This is a genomic window from Cellvibrio sp. QJXJ (assembly GCF_024452345.1).
Taxonomy (GTDB): Bacteria; Pseudomonadota; Gammaproteobacteria; order Pseudomonadales; family Cellvibrionaceae; genus Cellvibrio.
In genome coordinates, this window is sequence record NZ_CP101662.1 from 171491 (window position 1) to 196207 (window position 24717).

Here is a 24717-nt window from a genome sequence, read left to right on the forward strand (position 1 = left end):
TATGCAGTGGTTAGCAATCGCATTAGGTGGTGCTCTTGGCTCAGTGCTTAGATTCGCTGCCGTCGGTTATTTAACGCCGCTATTGAATTACCGGTTTCCACTCGGCACCTTTGTGGTGAATATTGTCGGGTCATTTTTGATTGGCGTGGCTTATGTACTGCTGGTAGAAAAAACCACCTTGCCTGTCGAATGGCGTTTATTTTTTATCACCGGAATTTTAGGGGGCTTCACCACCTTCTCAGCTTTTTCGCTGGAAATTTTACAGCTGTGGCAAGAAGGGCACGTGTTAAACGCGCTTGTGTATGCCAGCAGCTCGGTGATTCTGGGTTTATTAATGGCCTTTGTTGGTATGGCATTAACCCAAAAAATATTTTAGTTATTAATTATTCATGTTCTTCAACTTCAAATAGAAAATTACTCATCATGTTAGATTCAAAGTTACTTCGCACCGCTACCGAACAAGTTGCCCAGGGTTTGGCCAAACGTGGCTATGAGTTAGATGTTGCTAAAATTCAGGCTCTGGAAGAAACCCGCAAAGCGATTCAAATAAAAACGGAAAATTTGCAAAGTGAACGCAACTCTATTTCCAAGGGGATAGGCAAAGCCAAACAAGCCGGTGAAGATGTTGCACCTATGATGCAAGCAGTAGAAAACATCAAACAGGAATTGGTAGGCGCCGAAGCTGAATTGGCAAAAGTACAAGCTGAGTGGGATGATTTTGTAAAGGCAATTCCCAATATTCCTGCCGATGAAGTGCCCAATGGTAAAAGTGAAGAGGATAACGTTGAAGTTCGCCGCTGGGGTATGCCGCGTAGTTTCCATTTTCCCATCAAGGATCACGTTGATCTGGGGGCAGAATTAGGCGGTTTGGATTTTGAAGTGGCCACCAAAATTACCGGCACTCGTTTTGCGGTTTTGCGTGGCGGCGTAGCGCGTTTGCATCGCGCTCTTGCGCAATTTATGTTGGATACTCACATCAATCAACACGGCTACGAAGAAGTTAACGTGCCGTTTATTGTGAATCGCGATTCACTGTTTGGCACAGGCCAATTACCCAAGTTTGAAGAAGACTTGTTTAAACTGACCGACGACCGCGAATTTTATTTAATTCCCACTGCCGAAGTGCCAGTCACTAATATTTACCGCGATGAAATTGTTGACGAAACCCAGCTGCCGATCAAATTGGTTTGCCACTCTCCCTGCTTCCGCTCAGAGGCGGGCAGCTATGGTCGTGATACCCGCGGCATGATTCGTCAACACCAGTTTGAAAAAGTGGAACTGGTTAAGTTTGTGCACCCGGAAGAATCCGATGCAGCGCTGGAAGCCTTGGTTGGCCATGCAGAAACGATTTTGCAACAACTCGGCTTGCCCCATCGCACCGTTATTTTGTGCGGTGGTGATATCGGTTTTTCCTCTGCTAAAACTTACGACATAGAAGTATGGGTGCCTTCACAGGATAAGTATCGCGAAATTTCTTCCTGTAGCAGCTTCCGCGATTTCCAGGCCCGCCGCATGATGGCGCGCTACCGCAACAAAGAAAGCGGCAAACCTGAACTGCTGCACACCCTCAACGGTTCCGGTTTGGCCATTGGCCGCACCTTGTTAGCTGTGTTAGAAAATTATCAGCAAGAAGATGGTAGTGTAATTATTCCTGAAGTATTACGCCCTTATATGGGTGGGCAAGAAGTGTTGAATTCTGCTAAAAAATAATAAAAAGGGTGGGCATTGCCCACCCTTTTTATTTCTGCATCTTAATTTTTACATTCATCTGATTATTGTGTTAACTGCAGTTCGACTGGAGTTAAATAAAACCGTGTAGATTATTATGGAATATTTTCCCGTCTTTCTCGATTTAAAGAACCGCCTCTGCCTGTTAGTCGGTGGTGGCGATATTGCAACGCGCAAAGGGCGATTGCTCTCCAAGGCGGGTGCGCGTTTGCGGGTGGTTGCGCCGGAAATTTCCAGTGAATTACGCGAACTGGTTGCGCAAAATAATGGCGAGTTGCGTGAGCGTGAATATCAAACCAGTGATTTAAATGATTGTGTCATTGCCATTGCCGCGACGGATATCGAAACACTCAATGAACAAATTTCTGCGGATGCCCAAGCGCGTAACTTACCGGTGAATGTGGTGGACAGCCCTACGCTTTGCACTTACATCACTCCTGCAATTATTGACCGCTCTCCCTTGGTGATTGCAATTTCCAGTGGTGGTGAATCGCCGGTATTGGCGCGTTTAATTCGCGCGAAGCTTGAAACATTGATTCCCACTAGCTACGGTCGCCTCGCGCAAATCGCGAGCAGTTGGCGCGACCGTGTTAAGGCGCGCTTTGATGATGGTGATAGTCGGCGTCGCTTTTGGGAGAAAATTCTGCAAGGCCCGGCAGCGGAGTTAGCCTTGAATGGTCAGGAAACAGCGGCAGAAAATATTATCGCCACTGAAATTGCCAAAGAAGATCAGACCATTACTCAAGGCGAAGTTTATTTGGTCGGTGGCGGCCCTGGCGATCCAGAGTTATTAACCTTGCGCGCGCTACGTTTAATGCAACAAGCCGATGTGGTGCTTTACGATCGTTTGGTATCAGATGGTGTAATGGAGCTAGTGCGCCGCGATGCCGAGCGGATTTATGTGGGCAAACGCCGCAGCGAACATGCAATGGAGCAGGAAAATATCAATCAGCTGTTGGTTGATTTAGCTAAAGAAGGCAAGCGGGTGTTGCGCTTGAAAGGGGGCGATCCGTTTATTTTTGGGCGTGGCGGTGAAGAAATTGAATTACTTGCGCAAAACAATATTCCATTTCAAGTGGTGCCGGGTATTACTGCGGCATCGGGTTGTTCTGCCTATGCAGGCATTCCACTGACACATCGCGATTACGCCCAATCGGTGCGTTTTGTAACAGGGCACTTAAAGTCCGACAATACCAATTTGCAATGGCCGGAGTTGGCCAACCCAACACAGACGTTGGTTTTTTATATGGGTTTGGTTGGATTAAAAGAGATTTGTGAATCGCTCATCAGTCATGGTCGTTCACCACAAACACCGGTTGCTTTGATTGAAAAAGGTACGACTCAGGAGCAGCGTGTTTTGATTGCCGACTTACAGTCGATTGCCGATGTAGTGGCAGCAAATGATGTGCATGCTCCAACCCTGTTTATTGTGGGTGAAGTAGTAAAATTGCATGATAATTTAAAATGGTTTAATCCGGCGTGATAAACCAGTAAACGCCTCCCTTGCTACATGCGAGGGAGGCGTTTTTGTTACTCAATTCCCGAAGCTGCTGGCTTGGTTTTTATCCAGGAAATCAGCACTGATCCCCCAATTAATAAAGCAACAGTGGTAAGTGATACGCCAATTGGAATTTTATAAATGTCGATCAACAACATTTTTACTCCAATAAAAATGAGCACCAAGGCTAAACCATATTTAATGTAAGCGAAGCGATCTGCAATATCAGCCAGCAAAAAATACATGGCACGCAGACCAAGAATTGCAAAGATATTGGATGTGAGTACGATAAATGGATCAGAAGTAATCGCGAAAATAGCCGGAATCGAATCCACTGCAAAAATAATATCCGAGATTTCCACCATAATTAATGCCAAAAATAATGGTGTCATGAGCTTCACACCATTGACGACAACAAAAAAGCGCTCGCCTTCCAAGTGATCGCTAATGGCAAAATGCCGCTTAAACCAGTTAAGCAGAGGGTTATTGTTAAGGTCTATTTGTTTGTCTGCCATCCACCACATTTTTATACCAGTCAGTAATAAAAACGCACCAAATACATATAGTAACCAATGGAAATGTGCGATTAACCAAACTCCAGCAAAAATCATAATAGTGCGCAGAATAATTGCGCCGAGCACTCCATAGGTTAACACTCGTTTTTGTAATTCGAGCGGTATGGCAAAAAAGTTAAATAGCATTAACCAAACAAACACATTGTCCACTGCCAATGATTTTTCAATCAGATAACCGGTTAAATACTCCATAGTTTTGGTGTTTGCAAATTCACGGGTGTAGTGGGCGTCCAGATAAAACCATAAGCCTGCCCCAAAACTTAATGCAAGGCTAACCCACACCAGTGACCAACTGCCTGCTTCTTTAAGTGAAACGCGGTGTTGTTTTCCGCCACCAACAAAAATCAAATCAATAGCGAGTACTACAAGCACAATTGTGAAAAAAGCCAGCCACATCCACCAGGTGCCAATAGATTGGAGAGATGTCGTTGTGTCATTTGCAGTTTGGATTGCTGCAGCAAGCTGCCCGGTTTCGGCGCTTGGTAGCGATGAAAAAGAAAGGATGTTTAGCATGAAAGGCTCCGTCAAAGTCGGTTAAATGACGCAATGACGGGCAAATTGGAAATATACGAAAGCCTTTGTCATTGCGACAAAGGTCTCGTTTACAAGGTATTACCTTGCCCGCGCGACCGGAGCTTTGACTCGTATTGACGACCTGCGCGGTAATAACTACTCCCCTTCGTAAAGCGAGTATAAAAGACTGAAATTGATGGTCAAGTGTTTCTTTAGGCGGAAATCTGACCGAGTTTTTGGTTAAAATGTGACCTTGGTGTCAGTTTTACGTATCTTGGGCACTTAAGGTTAAAGGGCGATTGAATGCTGCCGATAAATTGACTGTAACTTGCGAATTCAGGTGCAATCATGGTTTACCTTGGACCAATCCAGCCTCGACCGGTATCGGTTAAAGCGCCCAGTCGTCCTTCAGCGACTACGGCGGTGAGCCCCTATGCCAATGAAAATCAGCAGCAACAGCGTTCTGCTGGCCTGGATGCTATAGGTCCACCCGGTGGAGTTGAGCGTCGCAAGCAGGATCGTCGCCATAAAGCAGACCAGACCATTGTTGAAACCCGCGCAGGGCGCGACCGCCGCAAAGCCCCGAAAACCACCATCAATATTTCTATCTAACAAACTATTTGCATGGAGTCACTTGTACTGGCACCGATTTAAAGGCCGGTGTTTTACTGCGCGGGTCGTGAGTGGTGGCAATCAGGACATTGGCTTCCGGGTAATAAGCCAGGACATTACCGCGCGGCACATCAAACGCAAAAACAGTGACGGCTTTCATTTCACCTTGCGCCGAACGCAAGGTTACGGCGTCACCGGCGGCAACTCCCAGCGCTTGAATATCTTCCTTGTTCATCAATACCGACCAGCGGGTATTAGTCCCGCGATAAGAGTCCGTCTCTTCGTAAATAATTGAATTAAATTGACCTTCACTGCGAATACTCGCTAATACAAACGGGAAATCATTGTTGGTGATAGTCTCGGGTAATACGTTGGTTTGAAATTGGGCTTTGCCGTTTTTCGTGGCAAATTCCGGTGTGCTCAGTAAGCGATTTTGAATCGTGAATTCTTGTTTTGTGTGTGCGATATCTTTTAATTCACTCAAGCCGGGAATGGTCGCGGCAATCGCCGCGCGAATAGAATCGTGTTGTTTCAGTTGATTAAAATCGAGTGGGCATTCAGGTAATAAGCGTTTGCCTAATTCGCACAGAATTTCTACTTCCGGTTTTACATTGTGCAAGCGATTTATACCGCCATCACTTAAACGCACATAATTAAACATGGATTCCTGGGTGGTGGGTTGCCACTCTTCATCCCGCGCGGTGACCGGTAAAATTAATGCTTCACTGGTTTCCATGCCAGTCACGTGACCCAGGTTGAGTGTAGTGGTCAAGTACACTTTAAAGGGGATTTTATTCAGCGCTTGTTGCGCCCAGTGGCTATTTGGAGTTGCCGCAAATAAATTGCCGCCCATAATCAATGCGGCATCTATTTTTCCTTCGTGTGCTGCAGTCAAACAGGCGAGGGTATCCATGCCTGCGCTACGCGGTAATTGTGCACCGGTGTGTTTTTCCAGTTGTAATAAAACATCTTCCGCTAAAATGGGTTTAACACCCACAGTGCCAATTCCCTGTACATTGCTGTGACCGCGCAGCGGTAATAAACCGGCGGCGGGTTTACCTAACATCCCGCGTAACAACGCAAGGTTGGCAATCGCCTCCACATTTTCCACACCGTGTAAATGATGGGTAATACCCATGCCCCAGGCAAAAATAGCGCGCTCAGCTTTGGCGTAGGCCTGTGCGAGCTGTTGAATTACTTCCTGATCAATACCGCAATGAGTGGTGATGGTTTGCCACGACGTATTATCAATATCCTGTTTAAACACTAAAAAATTATCGGTGTGCTGTGCGATAAATTGTTCATCGATGTGTTGCGCTTCCAACAATGCTTTGGCGATACCTTTGAGTAACGCAAGGTCGCTGCCGATTTTGGGTTGCACATATTCTGATGCAATCCAGGTTCCGCCGCTGAACATGGATTTAGCGCTCTTGGGTACCGCAAAACGTACTAAACCCGGTTCTTTAGCCGGATTGATAACAATCACTTGTCCGCCGCGTTCGCGACAATTTTTTAATTGATGCACGAAGCGTGGATGATTGGAGGATGGGTTTGCACCTATCACAAAAATACAATCGCAGTTGCCCACATCTTCTAATGACACTGTCGCCGTGCCTGTGCCGATTACATTGTGTAAACCAACGCCGGTAGCTTGATGGCAGTAGAAGGAACAGTTGTTGACGTTATTGGTGCCGTACAAACGCGCGAGTAATTGCAGCACAAAACCGGCTTCGTTAGAGGAGCGGCCCGATGAATAAAAAAATGTGCGCTCCGCCTGGGTGGCTGCAAAACTGCGTGCCATTTTATCCAGTGCAAATTCCCAACTTACTGGTGTGTATTTATTGCCATCGGCAGATTTAAACAGCGGGGTATTTAACCGCCCCAGATGTTCAATTTCGTAGGCACTCAGTTGTTTAAAATCGTCCAGTGTGTGAGTAAATAAATCCTCGGGGATCGGCGCTTGAATATCGGTGGATTGCGCCTGAATACTTTTATTGCATACCGACGGGAATTCATCTTTTTCATTGGTCATACCGCCGCGTTGACCGCCCATACCCAAACCGCAGGCTTTGCAGGTGTTTTTGCTGTTGAGCGCTTTGGCTGAGTTAAGCAGGCCGATACGCGCCACGGTTTTTAAGGTGTAGAGCACTTTTTTAGGGCCGCCGCCTACAATGCTAATAGGCTCGGCAGGTGTTGAATTGTGTGAAGACATAATCTCTGACCGGAAACGGGAATATGTTTGGAGGGTAGGGCGGTTTTCTCGCTATTGCAATACGTTAAATCACGGCTTTCTTGTAGAATCGCCCCAGCCCTTATCTATTTACGGATTGACTTCATGCCCTATATTTTGATTCTTGAGGACGAGCCCAGCATCGCTGAAAGCCTGGTATTTGTATTGCAGGCAGAGAGCTTTACCACCCATTGGGAAAGTCTGGCGAGCAAGGCATTGGTTCACGCTAAGGAGCAACCGGTCGATCTGATTATTATGGATGTGGGGCTGCCCGACATGACCGGTTTTGAAGCCTGCAAGCAACTGCGAAAATTTTCCGAAGTTCCGGTGATGTTTTTAACCGCCCGTGGTGATGAACTGGATCGGGTAGTGGGGCTTGAAATTGGTGCAGATGATTACGTGGTAAAACCTTTCAGCCCGCGGGAAGTGGCAGCCCGCGTTAAAGCTATTTTAAAGCGCACACACGTGCGGGAGCAGGAGGTTCCGACGGTTGCGGTTAGTTCGCCCCGCGCCCCGACTTCAGCGGAATTCACGATAGATCATGAACGTAAAACTATTCACTACCACCAACAATTGTTACAACTAACCCGCTTTGAATTTTGTTTGTTGGAAACCCTGTTGGCGCAGCCGGGGCGGGTATTTAGCCGCGAACAGTTGCTCACAGCGGTGGGGGTTACGGTGGATGCAGGTTACGATCGCAGCATCGATAGCCATATAAAAAGCCTGCGCGCCAAATTACGCAGTGTAAACCCTGCTGCAGAGCCTATTAAAACCCAACGTGGTTTTGGTTATTGCTATCAACCGGATGCTCATTGATGTCGCTGAGTTTACGCATATTTATTATTTACATGCTGTTTGTGGCGTTGTGCAGTTACTTTGTATTGCGCACGGTGATGGAAGAAATTCGCCCAGGCGTGCGTCAATCAACCGAGGAAACACTGGTTGATACTGCCAATTTGCTGGCGGAATTCTTGCGCGAACCAATGTTAAATAATCAAATCAACAAAGATTTTTATGCGGATATTTTTCGTGCCTATGGTCAGCGAACGCCCAATGCCAATATTTGGGGCGTGAATAAATTTGCGGTTAACCACCGTATTTATGTTACTGACCGCAATGGCATTGTGTTGTTGGACTCCAATAATATTGCGGTAGGGCAAGATTACTCGCGCTGGAATGACGTGTATTTAACCTTGCAAGGTAAGTACGGTGCGCGCTCTTCCCATGAGCAGGAGGGCGATGAAAGTTCCAGCATTATGTATGTGGCCGCGCCCATTAAAAATGGCGATGACATTATCGGTGTGGTGTCGGTAGCCAAACCGAACCGCAGTGTGCAACCCTTTATTGATCGCACCCAACAGCGTTTGGGTATTTTGGGGGGCAGTTTAATTTTGCTGGGCTTGCTCAGCGGTGCAGTATTTTCCTGGTGGTTGAGCCGCGAACTGCGCAAGTTGCGCGAGTATGCGGTGAGTGTTAGCCAGGGCGAGCGAGCAATAATTCCTGAAAGCAAAATTGCCAGCGGTGAATTGCGCCAACTTGCGCAGGCGTTGGAGTCCATGCGTAGTGAATTGGATGGTAAAGCCTATATTGAGCGCTATGTGCAAACATTGGCACACGAATTAAAAAGCCCGCTGGCGGGTATTCGTGCAGCCGCTGAATTATTGCAGACACCGCTGTTGCAAACACTTGAAAACCAGCAACAGCGGCAGCGCTTTATCGTCAATATCGATACTGAAAGTCTGCGTTTGCAACATCTAATCGAGCGATTATTGAACCTTGCTTTGGTTGAACAGCAGCAGAGCCTGCATGATCCAAAATCTATCGATCTTAATAGACTGTGCGATGAGTTGCTGGATAACCAGATGGCGCGTATTGCCCAACAGTCGATTCAAATCCACAAAGACTATACGCCCTCTGCAGTGGTGGTTGGTGAAGTGTTTTTATTGCATCAAGCACTCAATAACTTGCTTGAAAACGCACTTGATTTTACGCCCCGTGGGGGCATTATTTTTGTGCAGACAATTAAACAAGGCGAACATTTACAGGTATCTATTTTCAATCAGGGTGAGTCAATCCCCGAATTTGCTTTTGCGCGTTTAACCGAGCGATTCTTCTCACTGCCACGCCCGCAAACGGGCAAAAAAAGTACCGGATTGGGGTTGAGTTTTGTGCAGGAGGTAATGGATTTACACGCTGGAAAATTATCGATTATGAACACCCAGCTTCAGGATTTATCCCCCAATGTCCCGCTTGCGCAATCGCTAGCCACAACTGGTGTAAGTGTGATATTGGAATTCCCTAGTGTGTGAAAGGCTGCATGAAAGTACAATTATTTACAGCTCTGGCGACGGTAAAAAAATAAGCTCCGGGTTTTAAAAAATGGCTCTGTAAGTGCCTACTAAAATACCGATTGTCGCTGGAGTTAAAAGAATGTTGTCGCCGCTCAAGCTTTTGTGTTGTGTTGTTCTCTTGTCGCTCACTGCCTGTAAAGATCTTTTGTCCAAACCACTTGCTAGCGCCAATGTGCCGGATACTCCCCGCCCAGTAGCCGGTGACTGGTTAAGTGAAGATGGCAGCAAGCAGTTAAGCATTACCAAGGCGGGTAATCAGGGCTGGTATAGCTTTCGTTACACGGAGGAAGCAAAAAAAACGGAAGGGCGTTTTGTGGTGTCTTACTTTAAACAGCGCATGGTATTTAATGTTGATTTAGTCAGTGTGCGGATTAACGGGCGTCCCGTCGTCAACTCTGAAACTCCGGTGTATATGCTGTTTGGTGCCGCAGTCAACGATGAGAATTTACGTGTATCACCCGCGCAGATGGACAAATTTGAGCAGCATTTTGCGGATTATTTTTTTGCATCCCCAATCAATACTAAAAACCTGTGTAACCAGACTTTGGAGCTTTGTACTGCCAATTTTACCTCGGGTAATTTGTTGTTATCCAAACGGATGCGCAAGTTTAATGATGAATTTATGAAAAAGTTCCGCACTATTTTCCCGAGCAAAAATCAGGTGGTATTTAACCGCCGGTAGTTTACTGTTACTACGAGCGCTCTGCAGTTGTGCAAAGGGCAGGGCGCTCGTCAGCATCGCACAATCTCCTCGAAAAATTCACACAATCTCCATACAGCACCGCCAACTCTCCATAAAGAATCCATGTAGCTTCGGCATAGTGATCCCTAATTAATCCAAGGAGATCACCATGAATCGTTCACTATCGTTCAAATTTTTAGCTATTGGCTGTTTAATGTTGTTGTTACTCATTCCACTGGTAATGATTGGCAACTCCATTGATGAGCGTCGCGACTATAGCGAGCAGGTTGTGCGCGATATAGCGCGCAGCTCAGCCTATAGCCAAACTCTGGTGGGCCCAGTATTAGTTGTCCCATATTCTAAAAAGGAGCGCTATTGGACACTGAATGAGGCTAAGGAAAAAGTATTTCATGAGCGGGTAATTGAAGACAATCTCTACTTTTTACCTGACCGCTTTCGTTTGAGTGGTGATATGACTACCGAGTCGCGCCAGTTGGGTATTTACACTGCGCGGCTTTACCATGCAGACAATAGTATCGACGGGTACTTTACCTTGCCGCTCAATTACGGCATTAAAACCAATCTCGCTGATTACACCTTTAACAGTCCCTTTGTGGCGGTGGGTATTAGCGATATCCGTGGCATTAAAAATTCCCTGCAGTTACAGCTGAATCAGCAAACCTATGACTTTGAACCTGGCTCGCAACTAAAAATTCTGGGTGATGGTGTGCATGCACGGTTATCGCCAACTGTTTTTTCAGATATCCATTCACAAGCGCAGTCAGTACCTTTTTCTTTCAAGTTGATGTTGCAAGGCACGGAGCAATTCAATATAGCGCCCTTGGGTAAGGAAACCCATGTTGAATTGCACTCCGATTGGCCGCACCCGCGTTTTCTGGGCGATTTTTTACCGGCGGAGCGCAGTATTGATAACACCGGATTTACTGCGCGTTGGCAGACATCCTATTTTTCCACCAATTTTGCAGAATATTTTACCGCCTGTATTCGCACCACACAGTGTGATCAATACCAACAGCGGCAATTTGGTGTGAGCTTGGTTGAACCGGTCAATTTGTATGTAAAAAGTGATCGGGCGATTAAATATGCGTTGTTATTTATTGCGCTCACCTTTGCCAGTTTCTTTTTATTTGAAGTGTTAAAACGCTTACAGGTTCACCCGGTTCAATACGGTTTGGTGGGGTTGGCATTGGCATTTTTCTACTTGTTGTTGCTGGCGTTATCTGAACATATCGCTTTTGTTGCGGCTTACGCTATTTCCTCATTTGCCTGCGTGGTGCTGATTGGTTTTTATGTGTCCTATGTGCTGCAAAGTTTTATACGCGGTGCGGGATTTAGCTTGGGGTTGGGGTTTTTATACCTGTTGTTATATGGCCTGTTAAGCGCGGAGGATTACGCATTGTTAATGGGCGCATTGTTATTGTTTGTTGTGCTTGGTGCATTTATGTTGCTTACACGCAAGGTGGATTGGTATTCATTGGGCGCTAGTAGTAAAGCCGCCAGTGCGACAGTGAAGGAACACTAAAATGATTGAGCTGATTGCATCGTGTTTGATTGTGGGGCTGCCCGTATTGTTAGCAGTGTTATTCACTTATTGTTTGTGGAGCCGGGGCTGGCGAGCGCGGATAATTTTGTTTGCTGTGGTGTTGTTGATGGGGTCAGAGGTTTATGCGTTGAAGTATCCGCAGAAACAGTTGAGAGAGAATTATGCGCGGGTTATTAGTTGATAGCATAAATGGAATGTTGGTTGTTAAATCGTAGGTTGGGTTGGCGGCGAGTTTAACGAGTCGCGTAACCCAACATTCGGTGGGCGGCGACACTGCTGTTGGGTTACGAGGCTCGCGCTGCTCGCCTCTAACCCAACCTACGCCGCGGTTTATTTTAAAATGGTTTCGATTTTTGCGAGTTCATCTGCACTGAAATCAAGGTTGTTTAAGGCAGCAACCGAGTCATCAATTTGCGCGGGGCGGCTGGCGCCAATCAAACAGGTGGTCACCGCATCATTATGCAAAGTCCAGGCGATGGCCATTTGTGCCAGTGATTGACCGCGTGATTCTGCAATCGCATTCAAGGCTTGTACTTTTTGTAATTTTTCCGGTGTGATGTCTTTGTTGTTCAGGTAGATTAATTCAGGGCGCGCTGCGCGTGAATCGGCGGGAATACCATTCAAATATTTGTTGGTTAACACACCTTGTGCAAGTGGGGAGAATACGATCGAGCCAATACCTTCCTCTTTCAAAACGTCGGTTAAACCATTTTCGATCCAGCGATCAAACATGTTGTAACGCGGTTGATGAATGAGTAGTGGTGTGCCCAATGCGCGCAAAATACGCGCAGCTTCTTTGGTCTGCTCGGGTTGGTAATTGGAAATACCAACATAAAGTGCGCGACCTGAACGCACAATATAATCCAGCGCTTGCATGGTTTCTTCCAGCGGTGTTTCCGGGTCCATGCAGTGATGATAAAAAATATCAAAATAATCCAAACCGGTACGCTTCAGGCTTTGATCGCAACTGCTCACCAAATATTTGCGTGAACCACCAATGCCATAAGGGCCTGGCCACATGTCGTAACCCGCTTTGCTGGAGATAATTAATTCATCGCGGTAGTGCGCAAAATCCTGTTTAAAAATATTGCCAAAAGTGGATTCCGCCGAGCCGAAATTGGGGCCGTAATTATTTGCCAAATCAAAATGGGTAATGCCTAAATCAAACGCACGGCGCAGCATGTTACGCGCGTTGGCTTGTGAATCCACCGCGCCAAAGTTTTGCCATAAACCCAGCGATAAGCGCGATAAGCGCAGGCCGCTTTTGCCGCAGCGTTGATATTTCATGGTTTTGTAACGATCGGGGTGGGCAACGTAAAGCGGATTGGGTTCGTGGGTAATCATGCGTATTCCTGCCGAATGTGTAGTGTTGGAGAGTGAAACCGATAAGCATTAAATTTATTACCGGATTTTACCTGAAAAGCAGTAAATCCGTGTGGCGGGAGTGTAAAGAAAGGTGGCTGGTTTTTTTGCAGTAGATAAAAAAATCCCCGCACACTGGCGGGGATCAAGCAGCGCAAAGGTTGTGCTGCAATTGTTTGGGTGGTGAAAACACAGTGTTTAGTGATTGTTGCCTTTTCCTTTGCCGTTTCCTTGTCCCTTGCCCTTGCCTGGGCGATCATTTTTTTCATGCTTGTGTTCATCATGACCATGATCGTCACTGTAGTGCTCGTCATATTCTGCTGAACGCACAAAATACACCGGACGGTCGCATGCACGATATTTACTGCAGTGTTTACCCCAATTTTTTGCATGGCCCGGCGGGACATGTAAATACACAGGTCGGCTGCGTGCATATTTTGAATCGCTGACGATGATCATGGGCTCGCGGTAGTAAATGTCCGGGCGCGAGTCATTGCCCAATTCGACCCGGCCATAAACGCCGGGGGCAACTTCACCTTCCAATATCACATTAATGCCCAGATCGTCGGCCATGGCGGGCAAGCCCGGTAGGGCACTCAAGCTGAGTAATAAACTGGCGATAATTTTTTTGTTCACAATGTAGTACCTCTGGGTAGTAAAACAGCGTTTAGCTTAGCCTCTCGATGGTGTTAATTCGGTGCGCCAGCGCATATGGCGACACAAAAGTGCTGCTATTGGTGCAATTTACCCCACATAGTGAGTGGCATGATCAATTAGCAATATACCCCAAATCGCCAATACACAGAGATTACCGAAGGCATAGGTACGAAAGCGGTTGATTGCATCGTTGATCGTTAAGTGGATGATGCTATGGGCTGTGCGCGCGAACACAAACAACCAGGCGGCGACCATCATGGCTGTACTTTCTGTTCCCATGGCGATCGCGGTGGCGCCCGCTGCGTAAAAAAGTACGGGTATTTCAAATAGATTGCTGTAGTTACGTGCGGTTTGGGCTATTTCATCGGGCATCTCACCGGTATTCAGGCGAAATTGGCTCAGCTTAACGCTGCCTGTTTTAATCGCCTTGAGGCGCAAAAAGAGCAAGCGAAAGGCGACCAAAAAAGTCAGTAAAACCATGGCGAACATGGGGTAAATCATGAAATTGCTCCTTGATCCTGTGGGGAATTGATTCAACTATAGTTCAAATCCTGTGCAGATTTGTTGCGGCTTGAGCGAGTAGCTCTGGACTTGCTGATGAGTTGCAGCGGGTGCAGGGGACATTCGCGCTTTCTGGCACTATAATGGCCGCCTTTGCGAGCCACCTCTGGTGCTCATTTCCGTTTGATTCACCCGCTAATTCATAAACATCACCACAAGGTAGATTCATGATTATCAAGCCAAAAGTCCGCGGTTTTATTTGTACCAATGCGCATCCACAGGGTTGTGCTGCCAATGTTCAAGAGCAAATCGCTTTCACCAAAGCCAAAGGCCCCGTTGCCGGTGCGCCAAAAAAGGTGCTGGTGCTGGGTTGTTCAACCGGTTTTGGTTTGGCTTCACGGATTACTGCCGCCTTTGGCGGTGGTGCAGATACCTTGGGTGTGTGTTTTGAGAAAGAGCCGTCGGAAACTAAAACGGCAACCGCTGGTTACTACAACACCTCTGCATTTCACGATGCAGCCAAAGCCGAAGGTTTGTACGCCCACACTATTAATGGCGATGCCTTTTCCGATGCCTGTAAAGACAAAGTTATTGCTGAGCTGAAAAACAGCATGGGCAAAGTGGATTTGGTGATTTACAGCCTTGCGTCACCACGCCGTACCGACCCTAAAACCGGCGAAGTGTTTAACTCGGTCTTAAAACCCATCGGTAAGGAGTACACCTCCAAAAACCTCAATACTGACACGCTGAAAATTTCTGATGTCACTATCGAGCCGGCCTCCGACGAAGAGATCGCCAATACCGTTAAGGTAATGGGCGGTGAAGACTGGGAAATGTGGATCGATGCACTCAAAGGCGCAGATCTGCTCGCTGACAATTTCCAAACCGTTGCCTACACCTACCTTGGCGACAAATTAACCTGGCCAATTTACGGTAAAGCGACTATTGGTAAAGCCAAAGAAGATTTGGATCGCGCGGCAAAAACCCTGAGCGCAAAACACGGTGGCAATGCACGCGTTGCCGTATTAAAAGCCGTTGTGACCCAAGCGAGCTCCGCGATTCCAGTAATGCCGCTGTATTTGGCAATCCTGTTTAAAGTGATGAAGGCACAGGGTACCCACGAAGGTTGTATCGAGCAGATCCAACGTTTATTCAAAGAGTGTTTGTACTCCGCCACACCGCGTCTGGACGATGCCAATCGTTACCGCGTTGACGAGTTGGAATTAGACCCATCGGTGCAAACCAAAGTGGAAGAGCTGTGGGATTTAGTCACTGAAGAAAACCTGTTTGAACTGACTGACTTTGAAGGCTACAAGGCCGAGTTCTTGCGTCTGTTTGGTTTCGGTATCGACGGAGTGGACTACGATGCAGAAACGACACCTCTAGTGCCAACTAACTTCTAAGGTTGATTGCACTAAAATCCCTCGCCTTGGCGGGGGATTTTTTTATCAAGCTATTGTTTTCGGTATATTGTTTTGTAGGTCTATTGTTTCGGGAGCAAAAATGCGTAAACGTATTGCAATTGATATGGATGAAACCATCTGCGACACCTTGGCCCGTCACCTTGATTGGTACAACACCGAGTTTCAGCAAAAGCTAACCAAGGCTGATTTATATGCAACCAAGATTTATAAGGCTGTGCCTGAAGCCCATGTCGCGCGAGTGAGAGCTTACCCTGATATTCCGGCGTTTTTTGAGGATATCCCTCCTTATGAAAATGCAATCGAGGTGATTCGGGAGTTGCATGAACACTATGAGATAGTCATCGCCACCGCCGCTATGGAGCATCCCACATCCTTTACACCCAAATACCAGTGGTTGGTAAAACATTTGCCATTTTTGTCGCCCATGAATTTTATTTTTTGCGGTAAGAAAAATGTGGTGCAAGCAGATTATTTAATTGATGACAGCTCGCGTCACTTTGAAGGTTTTGTGGGGCAGGGCCTACTGTTTTCTGCAGCGCATAATATGGAAGAGGCTGCAGCGGTGCGTATGAATGATTGGTTGGATGTGCGCAATTATTTTTTACGCTAATTTCTTGTGGCAATAAGTGCGCTAGCGTTCAGTGGCTATTCAAGGCTATGAAAAAAACGGTCTGCGCGCGGTAAAAAATTGTCTTCATAATCGAAGGACATAATAACGCTGCGGGAACGGCCGACAAATTCGCTACGTGGCACAAAACCTATTACGCGCGAGTCGGCGCTATTATCGCGGTTATCGCCAAGCATCAAATAATGGTCTGCGGGTACTTTTACCGGGGCAAAATTCGCATAGGTTTTTGTATTCGGGTCAATTCGAACTATATGGTTTTTGCCCTGTAAGTGCTCCAACCAGTCGCCATTAGCAGCGGGCGTGTAGGTAATTGCCTCGCCATTGATATAAAGGCGATTGTTCTGCATTGCGACTGTATCACCGGGAATGCCAATCACGCGTTTAACCAAGCGTTTATTGGCGACCTTTGAATCAAATATTGCAATGTCCCCGCGTTGTGGATCAGTTATTTTATAAAGTGAAATATGGGTGAAAGGGACGCGTAGATCGTAAGCCATCTTATTCAGGCCTATGCGATCGCCTTCAATAATTGTGGGTTTCATTGAACCGCTGGGTACATGATTCCAATCAGCGACAGCACTGCGGAAGCAAAACATCAGTGCTAAAAATATAAACAGTGAACGGTTTTCCATCCAAAAACGTTTCATTCATTGTCCCTCTCTTGATCCTGTGTGGGTAATGCACAAAAATGCGCAGCTTTTATGACACTAGGGTCTCAGGCAAGTTCACAGGTTGGTAATATGCAATTATTCAATCATCTGCGCGCGGTGCTAGTCACTGCGATTTTCTCCATCACCATTATTATGATTTCTGTTCCGGTAGTGGTGCTGGGGCTGGTGAAATTATTGATTCCTGTAACCGCCTTGCGGCGCGCGATTGACCGTCTGTTGGATTCGGCCTCCAACCTGTGGATTACCTTTAATACCTGGCAGCAAGAGCATACCTTGCCCACCCAGGTGGAAGTGGAAGGGCTGGGCAATTTGAGCCGTGCCGAATGGTATATGTTGATTGCCAACCATCAGTCCTGGCCCGATATTCTGGTATTGGTGCGTGCCTTTAATGCGCGTATTCCCGGGGTAAAGTTCTTTTTCAAGCGCAGCTTGTTATGGGTGCCGGTATTGGGGTTGGCGCTCTGGGGGCTGGATTTCCCCTCCATGCGTCGCTACTCCAAAGCCAAGCTTGAGCGACACCCTGAACTCAAGGGGAAGGATATAGAGCAGACGCGCAAGGCCTGCGAGCGTTTTCGCCATCACCCGGTCACGATTATTAATTTTCTGGAAGGCACGCGTTTTACAGAGACCAAACATAGCCAGTTGCAGTCGCCTTATCGCCACTTATTGCCGCCTAAAGCTGGTGGTTTGGCCTTTACGCTCGCTGCCATGGGTGGGCAGTTGCATCGCTTGTTGGACGTCACCATCTATTACCCGGAGGGGATTCCCACTTACTGGGAATACGCCTGTGGGCGGGTGAAGCGTATTCGTGTACACATTCGCCAATTGCCCATCCCACCTGAACTTATTGGGGATTACAGTGAGGATGCTGCGTTTCGCGCGCGTTTTCAGCTCTGGGTCAACCAACTCTGGCAGGAAAAAGATGAGCTACTGCATGCAATGATGGCCGAGGAAAAAAGGCGATAGAAAATTAAGCTAGGAGACTGCTTGTCTTGCCGCTATCCTAGTGGTGGAATATTTGAGTGGAATTGTTCCATAACATCGACAGGAGGGCCGCATGTTCTACACGCTGAATGATCTTTTTGCCAAATTAGGTCTACCCAACTCTCCCGCCGCGATAGAGGCTTTTATTGAAAAGCATCGCCCGCTACCGCAAGCCGAACCCTTGGCGAGCGCCTCCTTTTGGACTGCCGAACAAGCGGCATTCCTGCGTGAGGCTCGACAGGAGTACTCTGATTGGGCTGAAGTTGTGGATGAGCTGAACTGTTTGTTGCGCGACTAAGCGCTTATCACCCCTAACAGAAACGACCGGCCATTGGCCGGTCGTTTTCATTTGGGAGTCAGCTTTTCTATGTTATGGTTCCACCTCCCTAGATAGAGGTAACAGGATTGACTATGTATAAATTGACCGCTGCTTTTGTTCTCACCACATGTGCCACTGCCAGTTTTGCCGAGGATTCAAAAAAACCTTGGGAAGTAGAAGTGGATATAGGTGCTATCGCTACTTCGGGTAATACCGACACTACCAGTCTCCAATTTAAAGTGGATGCCAAGCAGAATTTGGAGAAATGGGAAAACCAATACATTTTTAATTCACTGTTCAAAGAGGACAGTGTCAAACAAGACGACAACACCAGTCAGAGAGAGAAAACGGCGGAAAAATATTTTGGTTCTGCCAAGTTTGCTTATTTGATTGGAGTGGAAGAGTCTTATTTATTTAGTTATGGCTCCTACACCGAAGATAAGTTTGGTGCTTATCGTACTTATGCAACCCTGGCTTTGGGTTATGGTAACTGGTTGTACTACAGCCCCACGTTTAACTGGTTTATAGAAGCGGGTCCTGGTTATTTTGAAGGTGAAAAAGTGACCGAAAGCACGGATCCTTTGTTGCCGGATACCATCACCGATGAAAGTGGTGCGATGTTGCGTGCAGCTACCGCACTGGAATGGAAAATTAGCGACAACGCCACCTTCAAACAATTAATTAGCGTTGAATCCGGTGCAGACAATACTCGTACCCAAAGCGAAACCTCGCTGGCAACAAGTATTAATGCGCACATGAAAATGAAAGTGGGCGTGGCGATTGCGAATGACTCGGATGTGGCAGACGGTAAAGAAAAAACCGACACCACCACCTTTATCAATCTGGTTTATAGCTTTTAAGTTATTGCCGATATTGGCTACTTCAATCTAGATTATTTATCACTATGGCTTCATCGCAATTTGATCGTGCTTTACTGGCTCCTCGTCATTGGCCTACCTGGATTGGTTTTGGGGTTTGGTTTTTGATTGCGCAATTACCTTATTCCTGGCAGATGGCGTTGGCTCGCCGCGCGGCACCTTTGCTTCACCTGAATAAAAAGCGGGTGAAAATGGCGCGCACTAATTTGCAACTTTGTTTTCCGGAAAAAACAACCGCAGAAATTGATCAATTATTAAATGCCAATTTGCAATCCACTGCGATGGCAGCTTTTGAGACCGGGATTGGTTATTTTTGGTCAAAACCGCGGTTGCGTAAATTATTCTCCATCACCGGGCTTGAGCACATTGAAAAAGCCAAGGCAGATGGCGAGGGCGCGCTCTTGCTTAGTTTACATTTCACCACACTGGATATAGGCAGTGCGATGCTGGGGGCGTGTATAAATTATGATGGGATGTACAGCCCGCATAAAAACAAAGTGTTTGATTATGTGCAAAAAAAGCGTCGTGAAGCCTATGTAAAAGAAGGTATTGCCCTTAGCCGTGACAACGTGCGCGGAATGGTGACACAGCTGCGCAAAGGGCGAATGATTTGGTATGCCCCTGACCGCGACCTGGGTGCAAAAGTGTCAGTATTTGTGCCTTTTTTTGGTGTACCCGCCGCGACCGTGACTGCCACGGCAACATTTGCTCGCATGGGGCGCGCTAAAATTATTCCTTTCTCCCAATACCGCCGTGCCGATGGCAGTGGTTATGATGTGGTGGTTCACCCGCCCTTTGAAAACTACCCCACAGGGGATGAATTGGCGGATGCGCGCCGGGTAAATGAATTTGTAGAGCAGGAAATCCTAAAAGCACCGGAGCAGTATTTGTGGGCCCAGCCGCGCTTCAAAACGCGGCCCGAGGGCTTGGCAAAAGTTTACTGAGGTTTTGCAGTCGGGTTTGTTGGCTGGTCTGAATAATGCACTTGCCCATTTTCATCGGTCCAGCGATAAATTTGGGTAGGTGTTCTCGGTGTTTCCTCCGTTGTTTGGCTGCCGGTATTGTTTTGTTTTACCTCTATCACCTCGTAATTATTCGTACCATTTGCCGCGATAGTTTCCTGACTAAAAATAATCTGCGTGAGCTGGTTTAATTTTGGGTTCAGCATCAGTGGCAATTTATTGGGTGAATTTAATTGCTGTTGAAACTCCGGGTCGGTCACTATCGCAATCACCCGCGGGTCATGTTTAATTATCTGCACCCGATTCCACGCAAAAACCATTTTTTCTGCCGCTGCCTGCGCGCCCGCATCGGTGTTCACATCAGCTTGCGCCATTAGCGCCTGCATGCTTGGGTTATCAATTAAGGCTTTAAATTCCGGGTCGCGCATGAGTGCATGAGTGTCGCCCGTGGTGAGTAGCGATTGGATTTTTTCATCGCTCATCAGCGTTTGCATTTGACCGCTATTCGTCATCTGCTGCACATGGCCAAGCATGGTTTGTGGGTCTTGTACAAAGGCTTTGGCGACCTGGCTGGCGGTTTTATCTTCCACCGCCAAATCCACCGCGGTTGCGGCGGCGGCACCCATTAATTTTTTAGCGCTTGCTTCAATAAATGAATCGTTAGCGCTTTGTAAATTGCGTAGCGTTGGAACGGGGGGATTCGTTGAACTGTTAGCAGGGGTATGGGTGAGCGGAGCGTTGGTCGTTGTGTCGGTAGTGAGGTTTTCGGTGATGGTATTTTGTTTCGGTGTTAAGACTAGCCCTAACACATAAACCGCGAGTAAACCGGCCAGTGCACCTACCAGTACACCCACACCTGCACCGCCTATTTTTGAGCCGGTATTAGTAACATGGTTTTCCGGCACCAATTTTCCAACACTGCTTAGCAATAATGAAACAATAAAACTGACCAGCAAAAAAATCCCTGCACCGGCAATAAAATAAACAATCAAACCCGTTAATGCCGTGTGTTGCATTAACAACGTGGCAACCGTTGGAGTAAAAATAAGTGCGGCAGGGTAGGCGACTATCCAACTCAAAATGCGCGTAATAGAGCCAATAAATCCTTTTTGATAACCGCGCCAGGTGAAAAAAATAAGTAGCGCAAAAAATACCAGGGTGGTGATTTGCATTGCCAATTCCTTATTCAATAAAAGTTGTGGTGACTTGTTTGGCTATCGACTGTTGGTAACTCAGTGTTTAAAGCGAAAGGCGTAAGTTGTTATTTATCTCGCGTGTAAACTCCGGCGATACACCCGCCGTGCTTGCATAGGTTGGCCACTGGCCGACAACATCAAGCACCTCTTCAATAATCAGTTTTGCTTCTTTGGTGAAATTACTAATTAAGGTTGCAGCACTTAATAAATCACGGCGGGTAAAATTATCGCGTTTACCATTTAAATTCAGTTGGTGCGAATTCACCCAGGGTGAGCCGGGTTTGTAGCTGTAGGCTATATCAAACGCGGGCGCTAATTGCCACTGCATGCGCGGGCCGGGCAGAATAAAACCGATATTTTTACTGTGATCGTCATGGTTGCGCGCGACTATGTTAAATACCATGCGGCGATAAATTTCCACCGCCTCAGCGCGCGTTAAACGCAGTTGGCGCGCTACGGCAAAGAGTTGCTCATAGCTGTAGTGGCCCGGCTTTTTAAAATCGGCGTGATCCATGGCACAAAGTGATTGATAGTGAACCTTGTGATTGCCAATGCGATCAAAGCGCTGCGTCAGAAAATGCGCGCGCTCACCATCCATCAATAATTCGCAAGGCGCCATACGAATGCCCGCCGCTTTTGCCATTAAATAATAGGCGTATTCCATACGGCCAAAACCCTGTGGGTCGCCAAAGGTTTCGCGGCTATTGCCCTGTTCAATGACTCCATCAAATTTCAACAGATAATGTTCAAAGCCCTCAGGTGCATCTACTTGCCCTGAGCGGATTTCAGTGCGCGTTTTATTGAGCGCAACCAAGGCCTTGGCGCGCGCGCCACCGGCGGATGTACCCACTTGCAGTATCGCTGTGAGATCATCATTCCCCCTGTGTTGGAGCGAACCGTTTAGGCCGGCACGTTGATCCAGTACCTGTTGTGCCATAGCGATCAGCGATTCCAGCTCCAGCTGGCTATTGGTCCGTTGAGTTTGCCGCAGGGCAGGCGCGTATTCCAGCGCCCCCATACCGCGGTTGCCGCTGTAAAGCAGGCGTTCGAGTGGGTTAAAACTCTGCGCGTCCCGGCCGTTGCGTGCGAGCCAGGCATTGATTACCGCGTTGCCAAAATCGTCGGGCAAGGTATCTGCAAAACACGCGGGCAGCCCTTTATAGGTGTCGCGGTTGAGTTGGGGGAAATGAAAAATATGTGTGCCGTCTGCGTGGCTAGGCATGTGCAGTGGGGCAATTTGTACCCCGGTTTTTATCCATTCGGGCGTATATTCAAAGGTCGCGGTTGCGGTGTCGGGTGCCCAGGCAAGGGCGCCGACCAATTTGTCCCATAGCCACACTTCAGCGAGGTTTAGCATTACCAGTCCAACCCCGGTTCTTTTATGCTCTCGGAAGTGCGCGCCTCGGCTGCTTTATAGTTACTAGTCCGTGCGCGCTGGCGCTGTTTACCGCGCAGTTTTAATTGTTCGAGTGGGCTGGGTGGGGTATCGGGTAGGAAGTTATCCAGTTGCTCCAAGGCATTGAGCGCGCGTAAGGCGGCAATCATATTTTCCAGCTTGCCGCCGCCCGCCACCAATTGGCGATAACTTTTGGCAGTAATGCCTATTTCATCTGCCAGCATTTGTTGGGTCAGGTTTTGCGCCAGCCGCAAACGTTCAAGGCGTTCGCCCAGCTCGGTAGCAATGGCGCTATTGCTCATTGAGTGATAGTTCATAATAGATATTTATCTACCCCTAATAGGTGAAAATAATCAATTAAGAGTAAATTTATACTCATTAATGTTATTTTGCAAATTTCAGGTAAATAAATATCTTTTAATGCGATTTTTTCTTTTTATGGGTATTTTAATACCCTTTAAGTTTTTTGTTTAATCTGTTGAAGTTGGATGTCGTGCCAGCGCGATAGTAGTAGCAAAGCACTGATTGCTCCGATAAGGGCAAAAAACATATCCGATTGGGTATCCCACTGGTCGCCCTGGGTGCCCAAAAACTCATCCGCGCCTTGCCCCATAATCAGCGCAGCGGCCCACTCGATCAGCTCATAAGTGGCACTAATTGCCAGCACAATACACACGATAATAAAGGCGAGCATTTTTGCGCCTTTGACAATCTGGTGGCGGATAAGAATTTCCCGCGCAATTAATGCGGGTGCAAAGCCCTGAAAAAAGTGGCCAAGTTTGTCGTAAGGGTTGCGTGACAATTCAAACCAGTCTTGCACCATAAAACCCACTGGAACCCGCGCATAGGTGTAAGCCCCGCCCAGAATTAAAATCAAACCGTGCAAAAAAATACACCAGTAGAGCAGGGTAGTAAGCGGGAATTTTTTGTACGTTGCCCACAAAATTGGAATCGCGATTAATACCGGCATCACCTCCATTAACCAGGTGGCGCGGTCATAGGGTTGCCAGCCGGAGGCAATTAAAGCTATGCCTGTGGCGATAAGCATAAATACCAGCAGTGATAATGGGGTTTGGCGCATTTTGTGTCCCTGATAATAATGTAATGGTGGCGTGAATGACGGCCATATTACGTTATAAACAGAGTTTTTGGTGCTGAGGTTGGTGTTCGTTTGCTGGTAAAAGGGGACTGGATAGAACAGGCATAGTAGCGAGAGCACAAGGCTCCCGCTAATAAGGTTTGCGTTTATCGGAGGAGTGATGCGTTAAAAAGTAAACTGCAGATTTACACTGGCAAAATCCACATCCATATCAATGTCGTCTTGTTGCAATACATCGATTTCGTCCCGCGAGATATTGAAATCAAAGCGTTCATATTCGATGCGCAAATCAAGGTTTTCAGATAAGCGAATTTTTGCACCACCACCCCAAAACGCCTCATCGCCATCGTAATTGTCGCTGGCATTAATTGGTGTTATTGCAGCATCTGCATCCCACCATAATTGCCCGCCCTTGGCGTAAAGAGAAAATGACTCGCTGAGCGGGGCTTCAAAAATAACGGCTAGTGATCTACCGTCCGCATCCAGAGTTAATACATCATTTCCGGCTTCATCAAAGTCAATATAAGAGGCCTCCACTCCGATGTATTCATTAAATTTTACCAAGGCAAATATTTTTTTAGCGGCCTCATCTTCTTTAAATTCATCATCTTTTAATTTGGTAAGGCCGTAGCCGGCACCAATAGAAAATTCCGGATGCAAGCGCCAGTTGTTGTTTTCCTGGGTGTCTGATTGCGCTACGGCTGCTGATGAAATCATAGCAATACTTAGGATGGCAGATGTTTTAGTAAACATAATTAAATCTCCATTTTCTGTGATTGACTGAACCTACAGAGTAGATGGAGCAATGCTTGTGCCAATCAGCTTGAAGTTAGTTATTGCGTAGCTTTTAAGCGATTTTGTTGAGTTATTAAAATTAATTTTTATTG

General features: G+C 47.0%; 25 protein-coding genes. 14 read left to right on the plus strand and 11 right to left on the minus strand.

Going from position 1 to position 24717, the window contains the following annotated elements:
- The first annotated feature begins 1 nt into the window (after window position 1).
- The 3 genes from crcB (at window position 2) to cysG (ending at window position 3211) form a co-directional block, all read left to right on the plus strand.
- Window positions 2-376 (plus strand): fluoride efflux transporter CrcB, encoded by a 375-nt coding sequence (crcB, locus tag NNX04_RS00620; protein WP_151058374.1) that lies wholly within the window; start codon window positions 2-4, stop codon window positions 374-376.
- A gap of 47 nt (window positions 377-423) precedes the next feature.
- Window positions 424-1710 carry a serine--tRNA ligase gene (gene serS / locus NNX04_RS00625; RefSeq protein ID WP_261947154.1) on the plus strand — a complete coding sequence of 429 codons (1287 nt, stop codon included), beginning with the start codon at window positions 424-426 and terminating at the stop codon, window positions 1708-1710.
- A gap of 115 nt (window positions 1711-1825) precedes the next feature.
- Window positions 1826-3211 (plus strand): siroheme synthase CysG, encoded by a 1386-nt coding sequence (gene cysG / locus NNX04_RS00630; protein ID WP_261947155.1) that lies wholly within the window; start codon window positions 1826-1828, stop codon window positions 3209-3211.
- Window positions 3212-3258: 47 nt separating this feature from the next.
- Here cysG and NNX04_RS00635 read toward each other — a convergent pair whose 3' ends face one another.
- Window positions 3259-4314 carry a TerC family protein gene (locus NNX04_RS00635; protein WP_261947156.1) on the minus strand — a complete coding sequence of 352 codons (1056 nt, stop codon included), beginning with the start codon at window positions 4312-4314 and terminating at the stop codon, window positions 3259-3261.
- Window positions 4315-4662: 348 nt separating this feature from the next.
- Between NNX04_RS00635 and NNX04_RS00640 the strand changes: the two genes are divergently transcribed.
- Entirely contained in the window at window positions 4663-4926 is a 264-nt protein-coding gene (locus NNX04_RS00640; protein ID WP_151058364.1) for a hypothetical protein, read from the plus strand.
- 4 nt (window positions 4927-4930) lie between these two features.
- On the opposite strand, the gene NNX04_RS00645 is transcribed toward NNX04_RS00640, so the two are convergent.
- Window positions 4931-7138 (minus strand): FdhF/YdeP family oxidoreductase, encoded by a 2208-nt coding sequence (locus NNX04_RS00645; RefSeq protein WP_261947157.1) that lies wholly within the window; start codon window positions 7136-7138, stop codon window positions 4931-4933.
- A 123-nt stretch (window positions 7139-7261) separates the two neighbouring features.
- On the opposite strand from NNX04_RS00645, the gene creB reads away from it, so the two are divergent.
- The 4 genes from creB to creD all read left to right on the plus strand — a co-directional run bounded on the left by creB (window position 7262) and on the right by creD (window position 11732).
- Window positions 7262-7972: a two-component system response regulator CreB gene (gene creB, locus NNX04_RS00650; RefSeq protein WP_261947158.1), complete on the plus strand. Its 711-nt coding sequence runs from the start codon at window positions 7262-7264 to the stop codon at window positions 7970-7972.
- Window positions 7972-9465, plus strand: coding sequence for a two-component system sensor histidine kinase CreC (gene creC / locus NNX04_RS00655; RefSeq protein WP_151058358.1), 1494 nt, complete (start codon window positions 7972-7974; stop codon window positions 9463-9465). The genes creB and creC overlap by 1 nt, the downstream gene beginning before the upstream one ends.
- A gap of 121 nt (window positions 9466-9586) precedes the next feature.
- Complete coding sequence (locus NNX04_RS00660; protein ID WP_261947159.1) at window positions 9587-10189, plus strand: hypothetical protein; 603 nt, start codon at window positions 9587-9589, stop codon at window positions 10187-10189.
- 169 nt (window positions 10190-10358) lie between these two features.
- On the plus strand, window positions 10359-11732 hold the full coding sequence (creD, locus tag NNX04_RS00665; protein WP_261947160.1) for a cell envelope integrity protein CreD: 1374 nt from the start codon (window positions 10359-10361) through the stop codon (window positions 11730-11732).
- A 351-nt stretch (window positions 11733-12083) separates the two neighbouring features.
- Here the strand turns inward: creD and mgrA are convergent, their stop codons facing one another.
- From mgrA to NNX04_RS00680, 3 genes are all read right to left on the minus strand, one after another.
- The gene (mgrA, locus tag NNX04_RS00670; RefSeq protein WP_007642275.1) at window positions 12084-13097 is read right to left on the minus strand and encodes an L-glyceraldehyde 3-phosphate reductase; all 1014 of its coding nucleotides are present in this window, start codon (window positions 13095-13097) and stop codon (window positions 12084-12086) included.
- Between the two features lie 216 nt (window positions 13098-13313).
- On the minus strand, window positions 13314-13751 hold the full coding sequence (locus NNX04_RS00675) for a hypothetical protein (RefSeq protein WP_261947161.1): 438 nt from the start codon (window positions 13749-13751) through the stop codon (window positions 13314-13316).
- 108 nt (window positions 13752-13859) lie between these two features.
- On the minus strand, window positions 13860-14273 hold the full coding sequence (locus NNX04_RS00680) for an MAPEG family protein (protein ID WP_261947162.1): 414 nt from the start codon (window positions 14271-14273) through the stop codon (window positions 13860-13862).
- A 227-nt stretch (window positions 14274-14500) separates the two neighbouring features.
- On the opposite strand from NNX04_RS00680, the gene fabV reads away from it, so the two are divergent.
- Both fabV and NNX04_RS00690 read left to right on the plus strand, forming a co-directional pair.
- Window positions 14501-15676, plus strand: coding sequence for an enoyl-ACP reductase FabV (fabV, locus tag NNX04_RS00685; protein WP_261947163.1), 1176 nt, complete (start codon window positions 14501-14503; stop codon window positions 15674-15676).
- Between the two features lie 100 nt (window positions 15677-15776).
- Window positions 15777-16307, plus strand: a complete 531-nt coding sequence (locus NNX04_RS00690; RefSeq protein WP_261947164.1) for a 5' nucleotidase, NT5C type — start codon at window positions 15777-15779, stop codon at window positions 16305-16307.
- Between the two features lie 35 nt (window positions 16308-16342).
- Here the strand turns inward: NNX04_RS00690 and lepB are convergent, their stop codons facing one another.
- Window positions 16343-16972 (minus strand): signal peptidase I, encoded by a 630-nt coding sequence (lepB, locus tag NNX04_RS00695; RefSeq protein ID WP_151058351.1) that lies wholly within the window; start codon window positions 16970-16972, stop codon window positions 16343-16345.
- Window positions 16973-17065: 93 nt separating this feature from the next.
- On the opposite strand from lepB, the gene NNX04_RS00700 reads away from it, so the two are divergent.
- From NNX04_RS00700 to lpxL, 4 genes are all read left to right on the plus strand, one after another.
- The gene (locus NNX04_RS00700) at window positions 17066-17962 is read left to right on the plus strand and encodes an acyltransferase (RefSeq protein ID WP_261947165.1); all 897 of its coding nucleotides are present in this window, start codon (window positions 17066-17068) and stop codon (window positions 17960-17962) included.
- A 91-nt stretch (window positions 17963-18053) separates the two neighbouring features.
- The gene (locus NNX04_RS00705; RefSeq protein WP_261947166.1) at window positions 18054-18278 is read left to right on the plus strand and encodes a DUF2789 domain-containing protein; all 225 of its coding nucleotides are present in this window, start codon (window positions 18054-18056) and stop codon (window positions 18276-18278) included.
- A gap of 113 nt (window positions 18279-18391) precedes the next feature.
- Window positions 18392-19159: a DUF481 domain-containing protein gene (locus NNX04_RS00710; RefSeq protein ID WP_261947167.1), complete on the plus strand. Its 768-nt coding sequence runs from the start codon at window positions 18392-18394 to the stop codon at window positions 19157-19159.
- A gap of 44 nt (window positions 19160-19203) precedes the next feature.
- Complete coding sequence (lpxL, locus tag NNX04_RS00715) at window positions 19204-20121, plus strand: LpxL/LpxP family Kdo(2)-lipid IV(A) lauroyl/palmitoleoyl acyltransferase (RefSeq protein ID WP_007642263.1); 918 nt, start codon at window positions 19204-19206, stop codon at window positions 20119-20121.
- On the opposite strand, the gene NNX04_RS00720 is transcribed toward lpxL, so the two are convergent.
- The 5 genes from NNX04_RS00720 to NNX04_RS00740 all read right to left on the minus strand — a co-directional run bounded on the left by NNX04_RS00720 (window position 20115) and on the right by NNX04_RS00740 (window position 24583).
- Window positions 20115-21311, minus strand: coding sequence for a CvpA family protein (locus tag NNX04_RS00720; RefSeq protein WP_261947168.1), 1197 nt, complete (start codon window positions 21309-21311; stop codon window positions 20115-20117). The genes lpxL and NNX04_RS00720 overlap by 7 nt on opposite strands.
- Window positions 21312-21378: 67 nt before the next feature.
- A complete protein-coding gene (locus NNX04_RS00725) occupies window positions 21379-22692 on the minus strand; it encodes a type II toxin-antitoxin system HipA family toxin (RefSeq protein WP_261947169.1) in 1314 nt (437 codons plus the stop codon).
- Window positions 22692-23048 (minus strand): helix-turn-helix domain-containing protein, encoded by a 357-nt coding sequence (locus tag NNX04_RS00730; RefSeq protein WP_261947170.1) that lies wholly within the window; start codon window positions 23046-23048, stop codon window positions 22692-22694. Before NNX04_RS00730 ends, NNX04_RS00725 begins: the two co-directional genes overlap by 1 nt.
- Window positions 23049-23188: 140 nt before the next feature.
- Window positions 23189-23812 (minus strand): DUF2238 domain-containing protein, encoded by a 624-nt coding sequence (locus NNX04_RS00735; RefSeq protein WP_261947171.1) that lies wholly within the window; start codon window positions 23810-23812, stop codon window positions 23189-23191.
- Window positions 23813-23995: 183 nt separating this feature from the next.
- Window positions 23996-24583, minus strand: coding sequence for a porin family protein (locus NNX04_RS00740; RefSeq protein WP_261947172.1), 588 nt, complete (start codon window positions 24581-24583; stop codon window positions 23996-23998).
- Window positions 24584-24717 lie beyond the last annotated feature (134 nt).

What these genes read in the sequence shown, in the direction of transcription:
- crcB (WP_151058374.1), top strand. Translation starts at nt 2, where the DNA reads ATGCAGTGGTTAGCAATCGCATTAGGTGGTGCTCTTGGCTCAGTGCTT.
- serS (WP_261947154.1), top strand. Translation starts at nt 424, where the DNA reads ATGTTAGATTCAAAGTTACTTCGCACCGCTACCGAACAAGTTGCCCAG.
- cysG (WP_261947155.1), top strand. Translation starts at nt 1,826, where the DNA reads ATGGAATATTTTCCCGTCTTTCTCGATTTAAAGAACCGCCTCTGCCTG.
- NNX04_RS00635 (WP_261947156.1), bottom strand. Translation starts at nt 4,314, where the DNA reads ATGCTAAACATCCTTTCTTTTTCATCGCTACCAAGCGCCGAAACCGGG.
- NNX04_RS00640 (WP_151058364.1), top strand. Translation starts at nt 4,663, where the DNA reads ATGGTTTACCTTGGACCAATCCAGCCTCGACCGGTATCGGTTAAAGCG.
- NNX04_RS00645 (WP_261947157.1), bottom strand. Translation starts at nt 7,138, where the DNA reads ATGTCTTCACACAATTCAACACCTGCCGAGCCTATTAGCATTGTAGGC.
- creB (WP_261947158.1), top strand. Translation starts at nt 7,262, where the DNA reads ATGCCCTATATTTTGATTCTTGAGGACGAGCCCAGCATCGCTGAAAGC.
- creC (WP_151058358.1), top strand. Translation starts at nt 7,972, where the DNA reads ATGTCGCTGAGTTTACGCATATTTATTATTTACATGCTGTTTGTGGCG.
- NNX04_RS00660 (WP_261947159.1), top strand. Translation starts at nt 9,587, where the DNA reads ATGTTGTCGCCGCTCAAGCTTTTGTGTTGTGTTGTTCTCTTGTCGCTC.
- creD (WP_261947160.1), top strand. Translation starts at nt 10,359, where the DNA reads ATGAATCGTTCACTATCGTTCAAATTTTTAGCTATTGGCTGTTTAATG.
- mgrA (WP_007642275.1), bottom strand. Translation starts at nt 13,097, where the DNA reads ATGATTACCCACGAACCCAATCCGCTTTACGTTGCCCACCCCGATCGT.
- NNX04_RS00680 (WP_261947162.1), bottom strand. Translation starts at nt 14,273, where the DNA reads ATGATTTACCCCATGTTCGCCATGGTTTTACTGACTTTTTTGGTCGCC.
- fabV (WP_261947163.1), top strand. Translation starts at nt 14,501, where the DNA reads ATGATTATCAAGCCAAAAGTCCGCGGTTTTATTTGTACCAATGCGCAT.
- NNX04_RS00690 (WP_261947164.1), top strand. Translation starts at nt 15,777, where the DNA reads ATGCGTAAACGTATTGCAATTGATATGGATGAAACCATCTGCGACACC.
- lepB (WP_151058351.1), bottom strand. Translation starts at nt 16,972, where the DNA reads ATGAAACGTTTTTGGATGGAAAACCGTTCACTGTTTATATTTTTAGCA.
- NNX04_RS00700 (WP_261947165.1), top strand. Translation starts at nt 17,066, where the DNA reads ATGCAATTATTCAATCATCTGCGCGCGGTGCTAGTCACTGCGATTTTC.
- NNX04_RS00705 (WP_261947166.1), top strand. Translation starts at nt 18,054, where the DNA reads ATGTTCTACACGCTGAATGATCTTTTTGCCAAATTAGGTCTACCCAAC.
- NNX04_RS00710 (WP_261947167.1), top strand. Translation starts at nt 18,392, where the DNA reads ATGTATAAATTGACCGCTGCTTTTGTTCTCACCACATGTGCCACTGCC.
- lpxL (WP_007642263.1), top strand. Translation starts at nt 19,204, where the DNA reads ATGGCTTCATCGCAATTTGATCGTGCTTTACTGGCTCCTCGTCATTGG.
- NNX04_RS00720 (WP_261947168.1), bottom strand. Translation starts at nt 21,311, where the DNA reads ATGCAAATCACCACCCTGGTATTTTTTGCGCTACTTATTTTTTTCACC.
- NNX04_RS00725 (WP_261947169.1), bottom strand. Translation starts at nt 22,692, where the DNA reads ATGCTAAACCTCGCTGAAGTGTGGCTATGGGACAAATTGGTCGGCGCC.
- NNX04_RS00730 (WP_261947170.1), bottom strand. Translation starts at nt 23,048, where the DNA reads ATGAACTATCACTCAATGAGCAATAGCGCCATTGCTACCGAGCTGGGC.
- NNX04_RS00735 (WP_261947171.1), bottom strand. Translation starts at nt 23,812, where the DNA reads ATGCGCCAAACCCCATTATCACTGCTGGTATTTATGCTTATCGCCACA.
- NNX04_RS00740 (WP_261947172.1), bottom strand. Translation starts at nt 24,583, where the DNA reads ATGTTTACTAAAACATCTGCCATCCTAAGTATTGCTATGATTTCATCA.